The organism is Galactobacter sp., from assembly GCF_022712295.1.
GTDB lineage: Bacteria > Actinomycetota > Actinomycetes > Actinomycetales > Micrococcaceae > Galactobacter.
Map to the genome: position 1 here is coordinate 1 of NZ_JALAGT010000023.1, position 7386 is coordinate 7386.

The 7386-nt window shown below is 64.9% G+C and carries 3 protein-coding genes and 1 pseudogene; 2 read left to right on the forward strand and 2 right to left on the reverse strand.

Annotated features, from left to right (window positions below):
* Window positions 1-551: pseudogene (locus Q0A15_RS01785) on the forward strand (arsenic transporter); the annotation flags it as partial.
* A gap of 155 nt (window positions 552-706) precedes the next feature.
* Here the strand turns inward: Q0A15_RS01785 and Q0A15_RS01790 are convergent.
* Window positions 707-1228 carry a TetR/AcrR family transcriptional regulator gene (locus Q0A15_RS01790; RefSeq protein WP_291277829.1) on the reverse strand — a complete coding sequence of 174 codons (522 nt, stop codon included), beginning with the start codon at window positions 1226-1228 and terminating at the stop codon, window positions 707-709.
* 179 nt (window positions 1229-1407) lie between these two features.
* Here Q0A15_RS01790 and Q0A15_RS01795 point away from each other — a divergent pair, with 179 nt between their 5' ends.
* Window positions 1408-2136, forward strand: coding sequence for an SDR family oxidoreductase (locus Q0A15_RS01795; protein WP_291277830.1), 729 nt, complete (start codon window positions 1408-1410; stop codon window positions 2134-2136).
* A 130-nt stretch (window positions 2137-2266) separates the two neighbouring features.
* Here the strand turns inward: Q0A15_RS01795 and Q0A15_RS01800 are convergent, their stop codons facing one another.
* Window positions 2267-7213 (reverse strand): DUF5979 domain-containing protein, encoded by a 4947-nt coding sequence (locus Q0A15_RS01800; protein WP_291277831.1) that lies wholly within the window; start codon window positions 7211-7213, stop codon window positions 2267-2269.
* Window positions 7214-7386: the final 173 nt, after the last annotated feature.

A 7386-nucleotide genomic window follows, 5' to 3' on the forward strand; every position in this document is an offset into this window, starting at 1 on the left:
CCGTGGTCTGTGTCATCTTGGCGGTGTTGTTCGGCGCCGGCGTCTCCCCCACCCTCCCCACGGTCGTCGCCGCCCTGGTGCTGGCAGTCGTCTGTTGGTTCAGACGCCCCGAACATCGCCGCTCGCTCTCCGTGCCATGGAAGATGGCTCTGGCCGTTTTGGCGTTGTTCATCCTGGTGGAGGTCCTACGGCCCCTGTTCCTCGACCAGTGGATGGCCGCAGCACTCGGCTCCGGCACCGGGGGGTGGCACCTGGCCCGAGTCGCCGGAGTCGGTGCACTGGCCGCCAACGGCGTCGACAACCTTCCGGCGTTCCTGGCGCTGCAGCCCGCCGCCGCGGATCACGCCTCCCGCACGGTGGCACTCCTGGTGGGGGTCAACGCCGGGGCCATCGTCACCCCGTGGGGAACACTCGCGACCCTGTTGTGGCTGTGGCGTTGCCGCGTGGCCGGGGTGGAGGTCCCCCTCCGTGCGCATGTAGTGCGCAGTCTGGTCCTGGCCGTCGCCGTGCTGGCAGCGTGTTCGTTGACCCTCGCGCTCACCACTGGCTAGTACCAGGCATCCAATGCCCGACGGAGGGGGCCCGGCTCAGCCTGCTCCGCTCCGTCCGCGCGGATCGGTCGGCACCCGCGCCTGCGGCGCGGGGAGCACCGGAGCACACCCCGCGCCGTCGGGCATGAATGGTTCCGTGCCCCGGACGCCTGGCGTCAGCGCGAGACGAAGGCCTCTGCGATCTCCTCGACGTCGGCCTCGTCGACGTAGGGAGCCGAGCCCGGCTCGGTGATATCGGCCTGATAGGCCACACCGTCGCCCGCCAGCAGGGCCAACCGAGCCATGACCGGATTCCCGAGCTGGGCCAGCAACAAGTCGAACCACTCATCCCGGGCCGCACGAAGTTCTGCACGCGCGTTCGCATTCCCCGCCTGCCCCAGTCGGGTCACAGCGACCACCGCACGTTCCAGATCGGAGCCGACTTCAAGCGAGGAGGCCAAGTAGTAATGCACAGCGCCGTCCGGCGCTGCGGCCATCGCGGCGACGTCCAGCTTCACGAGTACACGCAGACGGGAGATCAAAGCGGTGTCCAAGGCGGCCCGTGAAGGGAAATGATGCAGCAAGCCCGGCTTGGACAGCCCGCTCTTGCGGGCAACGGCCTCGATGGTGGCCTGTCGAACTCCACCGTCCACCAGCAAGGACACGTAGGTGTCCAGAATCTGCTCGCTCCTGCTCATAGCGTCGCTTGCGCATCCTTTCGTTGCGCCGGCCGGGCGCGCACCGCCCTCATCGAAATGATGAAGGAATCCTCGTGATTCGACGATACCGGAATAACGCTCACGCGCTCAGTGGTGGCGGCCCGGATTCAAGTTCTGATCCCGTGCAGCGAAAGGTGGAGCATGCCATGCTGGGCATCATGACTTGGAACACTTCGCTCCGCCCCACAGCTGTCATCACCGGCGCCTCACGCGGTATCGGCAAGGCCGTTCTGATGGACCTGGCCCTCACTCACCGGATTCTGGCCGGAGCCAGCACCTCGGAGTCCTTGTCCTGGATCCACGAGCCGGGGGCGCTGCCCCAGGATGCGGAAGTGGTCCCGTTCATCGCCGACCTCTCGGACGAGGCGTCCGTTGCCGCCGCGGTGGACGAGGCCGGGCTGACCCACCTGGACGTCCTCGTGAACTCGGCAGGCATCGCGGACGAACGCCCCTTCGACTCCTTCACGAGGCAGGATTGGAGGGCGTCCTTCGAGGTCAACGTCTTCGCTGTGGCGGATCTGACCGCCCGCCTGCTCCCCGCGCTGCGGACGGCCCGGGGCATCGTGGTCATGATCAATTCCGGTTCCGGCATATTCTCCTACGCCGGTGGGGCCGTGTACACGGGGACCAAGTTCGCTCTGCGCACCATGGCGGATTGCCTCCGCGAGGAGGAACGTGATCGCGGGGTACGTGTCACGTCGGTCCACCCGGGATTCGTCGCAACGGACATGGGGCACCGACTGCGGCGCGAAGCCGGAACCGACGGAGACGAATACACCTACGTCACGCCGGAGACCGTAGCCGCCAGTGTCCGCCATGCGATCTCCGCGCCGGAGACCTCGCAGGTCGAATCGATCACAGTCCGCCCGGCGCACAAGCCGGCCTGAGCGCGGACGCTGGGACCACCCGTCGGGCAACCGTCCGCGGCCGCCCCCCAGGCCGCCCCCCGGCCACAACGAAACAGTGCCGCCCCCGATCCGAGGATCGGGGGCGGCACTGTACTAGCCGCTAGTCAGCTCAGTGAGTGCGGCGACGACGCGCCATGAGCGTGATGCCTGCGCCGATGAGGGCCAGGATCAGGACCACCATGCCGATACCGATCGAGGTACCGGTCGAGGCCAGGGGCCCGTCGCTACCGTCATCGGTCGGCGTGCCGCTCGGGTTGGTGGCCGGAGTCGTGCCGGCATCGGTACTCGGTTCCGTGGTCGGTTCCTCAGTGGGGGTTTCCGGGACGTCCTCGTACTCGTTGTCCAGCGTGACCGCGGCCTTGGCTCCCGGATCGCCGGTCACCGTGACAACAGCCTTGGTGCCATCGGCGGAGATCTCCACCGACTCGTCCTCGCTGCTCCATTCGGCACCGATCCACTTCACGACATCGGTGTCCTCGGCGTCATCCTCGGTGAGGGTGACCTTGGTGCCGAGCGGCAGGTTCTCCAGCGTGGAGGCCTTGCCGGCCTTCAGCTCCAGGTCGGCCGTCTGTTCATCGCCGGCGATGTCGGTCCAGGTGGCCGTCACCGGGAAAGTGGTGTCCTTCGCGACCTTGTCTGCACCATCGCCGGAGAGCGTCTTGGTCACGTCCAAGCTGCCGAGGGACTCGACGGCCTGGTTGGTGAGCTTGACGTCGATGTCCTTCGCAGCGCCGATGGTAATGGTCGCCGTGCCGTCGTCATTGACGACGATGCCCTCGGCCTCCCAGGCCGGATCGGCCCAGGTGAACGCCGGCGCGGCGTCCAACGGGGTCTCCGCCAGCGTCACCTCGGTACCGTGGGGCAGATCCTGGCCGAACTCGACCTTGGAACCGTCCGTCGGGACCGAGAGGTTCTCGGACTGCTGCTCGTCACCCTCGTACCAGGTGGCCGTCACATCGACGGTCTCCGGGATATCGGAGTTGTCGGCAGCCACACCCGTGACGTCCTTGGTGAGTGAGAACGTGCCAGGGGCCCAGGTGGCCTCGTTGGTCACGGTGATCAACGTGGAATCGTCCTGCAGGTTCTTGACCTTCACGGTGGCGCTGCCGTCCTCGTTGTCGGTGACGTCGTCACCGGTGATCACGATGGAGCCCCAGACCACGGTGTCGATACCGGGCTGCTCGCCCTCGGTGATGGTGACGAGCGTGCCGTATGGCAGCTCCTCGCCCAGCTCCGTGGGCTCCACCGAGTTGATGGTCAGCTCCTTGGAGAATTCCTCGTCACCGATCTTCCAGGTCGCGGTGACCGGGAACTCGGTCTTGGGATCCACCTCGCCGGCAGCCTCGCCGGAGAGGCCCTTGATCAGGCTGATGCCGGCCGTGGAGGTCGTGGCCTTGTTCTCCAAGGCCACCTTTGCGGTCGTCTCGTGACCGATCGTCACCCTGGCGGACAGACCATCCACCACCATGTCATCGTCGGCGATGGTCCACTGCGGGGCGACCCAGTTGATCCCGGAACCGTTCTCGAGCGGCGTCTCGGTCAGGGTGACCTCGGTACCGAACCGGAGCCTCTCGCCGAAGTCCACCGTGCTGCCGTCGGTCGGAACGGTGAGTTCCTTGGACTGCTCCTGGCCCTCCGGGTCCGTCCAGGTCGCGGTAACCGTGACCTCGGCGGGGACGGCCTCGTTGTCAGCCTCATCACCCGTGACCGTCTTGGACAGGTCGAAGGTGCCGGTGGCCCAGGTGGCCTCGTTGGTCACGGTAACCAGTGAGGTGGCATCCTGCTGGTCCTTGACCACGACCTCCGCGACGCCCTTGCCCTTGTCGGTGACGCCATCGCCCTCGATCGTGATGGATCCCCACGTCACGGTGTCGATAGTCGGCGGGGTCTGCTCGGCGATCGTGACGACTGTGCCGTGAGGCAGGTCCACGCCCAGATCGGTGGCGGTCTCCGCGTTGATCTTGAGTTCCTTGGAGAAGTCCTGGTCACCGATCTTCCAGGTCGCCTTGACCGTGTACTCGGCGCCCTTGGCTTGATCCGCAGCGTCACCCGTGACCTTCTTGATCAGGCTGATGCGAGCGGTGGATGTGGTCGTCTTGTTCGTGAGCGTGACGTTGGCCTTGGCATCGCGGCCGATCGTGACCACGGCGGACTTGCCGCTGGCCTCGACTCCGGTGCCGTCCCAGGTCGGATCGCTCCAGACGATGCCGGAACCATCCGTCAGCGGCGTCTCGGTCAGGGTGACCTCGGTACCGATCAGCAGGTTCTCACCGAACGGGACCGAGGTGCCGTCGGTCGGGAGCGTCAGGTCCTTGGACTGGTCCTTGCCGTCCGCGTCCTTCCAGGTTGCCGTGACCTTCACGGTTTCCGGAACGGCCCCGTTGCCGGCCTCGTCGCCCGTCACCTTCTTGGACAGGGAGAACGTACCTACGGTGCGCTCCACCTTGTTGGTGAGAGTCACCTTGGCCGGGGTAGAGACGTTGTCCTTCGTGACCGTGACGGTCTCCGGGTCGAACGTGGGCTCGCCCCAGGTGAAGGTGTCGTCATCTGTTGGCTTGGCCTCGCTGAAGGTGACCTTGGCCCCGATGGGGAGATCCTTCAGCACGTTGGTCTCGCCGGCCTTCAGTGTGAAGGTGCGATCCTGCTGCGCAGGCACATTGCTGCCCAGCTCGCTGGTGTTGATCTTCGCGGTGACCGTGTATTCCTTCTCGGCATCCACCTGGTCGGCCGCGCCGCCGGTGAGTGCCTTGGTGATGGCCACCTGGCCAAGCTGGGCCGTGTTGGTCAGCTTCACCTCGATGTTGGTGGCAGGGGTCAAGGTCGCTGTGGCGACCTTGCCATCCTGAGACACCGTCACGCCATCGCTGGCTGTAAACGTCGGGTCAGCGAAGACCACGCCGGACACATTGGGGAACTTGGGCTCGGAGAGCTGAATGGTCCAACCCTTGCCGCGGGGATTGAGCCCCTTCACGGGGCCGCCATTGAGCGGCACCTGCAGGTCGTACTCGACCTCGGGTGTGGTCTTGTTGGGTGCGAATTCCTTCACGTGCACGGTGAATTTGGTGCCATCCGGAACCAGTGCTGCCGCCGAGTTGTCGGTCAGATCCTTGCTGACGGCCACGGAGCCACGGGAGACGCCCTCGCCGGTGCCGCTGGCGTTGTACGTCTGCTCCTTCGTTGCACTCAGATTGACGCCATCACCCGTGAGGGTGTTGCTGTACTTGGTGCCCTTGGCATCCATGCCACCGGAGGTGGTGCAGGTGGTGTACGTGATGACGTACTGGTATTCCTTGCTGAACCCGGTGAAGTCGGAGCCGTTGGGAAGCTTCAGCGTCGGAGCATCAACGCTCAACTTGAAGCCGCCGTTGTCGCCGTCGACGGTGGCAGTGGTCTTATTGGCAAGGTCAACGTTTTGGAGGCCGCCACCATTGATCTGGTCCTGGGCCTGGATCTTCAGGTTCAGACGAGAGGTAGCCGTGCCGGGATCGCCGGCCGGGCACACCTGGTGTGCGGAGTCCTCACCGAAGTCGTCGACCAGCTCCAGCGGGGAGTTGACGCCGTCGATCTTCTCGCCGGGGATGACCACGGTCCAGTCGATGGTGGTCTGCGGCAGATGCTCCTTGCCGTCGATGGTGCGGGTCTGGTCGCTGATGTTGCCGGACTTGGCGTAATTGCGCCCCGGAACCGTGGCGCCTCCAGTGATCTCCTTCTCACCGATCTTCACCGTGTTGGAGTACTTGGTCCCACCGGCCGGCAGTCCTTCCTCAGTGGCACAAGTGTCATAGGAAATCAGGTAATAGTACGGCTTGCCCTTGAAGTCGAAGTCCGAGGTGGACTTGATGTCGGCCTTGAAGGAGAACGCCGTCCTGTCGCCATTCGGCGTGATCGTCGTGTCGAACTGCCCAGTGACGTCGGTGTCTGCTTCGCTGGTGGGGCCCTTGCGCTGCACGATCTTCACATTTTCGGGCTTGCAGAGCTTCTGGCCGGCACCGATGGTGTCCTCGAAATTGATGCCGTCCGTCTTCTTGAGGCCTTCGCCGGCCAGCGTGACGGTCCAGCGCACCTTCCCATTGCGGTCCTTACCGCCGACCACGCTGCCGGACTTGGAAGCGCCCGCATTGTAGGTCCAGTCCTGCGTCACGCCGACGCCGTCCACGCCTTCACCGATCACGTCAACGTAGGCACTGTTGTCATACACGGTGCCCGGCTCGTCGATACGACCGTCCGGGGTGCAGGTCTTGTACTGGATGCGGTAGGTGTAGGCCGGATCCCAGCCGCCTTCCGGCGCGTTCAGGACGAAGTCGAAGTCCGACCCGGGCTTGGTGCCAGGGGTGGAAATGCTGCCGAGTGAGGTCACGTCCTTCGAGGTGTTGCCACGCACAGCAGTGATCTTGAGGCCACTGGGGTCACACAGCTGGTGGCCCTCGCCGAGAGTGTCGCTGACGTGGACAGCGCCATTGCCCTGCAGCTTTTCCCCAGGAATGTCGATGGTCCAGGTCATGGACCACTTGTTACCGTTCAGCACACCGGACTTCTTCAGGTCGGTGGGCACAACGACACCGTCACCGATTCCCTTGTCGCCAGGGACCGTGACGGGGGTGTCCTTGCCGTTGAGATCGAAGTGAACGTCCTTCTCGGTGGTGGTCTCCGTCGCCAACACGTCGAAGGTGAAGGTGCCCTTGACGTCCTCGGGGTGTTCGGCCACCGCATCGCTCAGCGTGCACACGGCGTTGCCGTTCGACTTACTGGTGGTACACCTACCCCAGACCGTGCCGTCTGCACCCTTCAGGTCGAAGGACACGTTGCCGGGGAAGTCCAGCTCCGGCGGCAGGGTGATGTTGAAGGTATCGCCGGGCTTGGGCTCCGCATCCGACGCATCCCACTTGCCCGTCACCGTCAGCTGGTCGTTGACGATGGTCTGACCTGTGGTGTGGGTCGTGTTGGTGAGGATGACATCGGTGATCTTGATGTCCGTGTTGTGGTCAGCAAAGGCCGCGGCGGGTGCCACGACCAGTCCGACTACGGCCAGGATGGCCGCGGCGAATGCTGAGATCACCCGGCGTAGGGATGAGCCTCGTGGTCCGGCCACGAGCGTGTCAGATGGTCTGTGTAAGCCCTTCTGGGAAGGACAATCATGACCATGACGAATACGGATCCTCATGCCAACGGTGGCGGTGCTGCTGCGGTGGAGGCGTTGAAGGCCTCCGGCGGGCTGGATGAGGTCTTCAA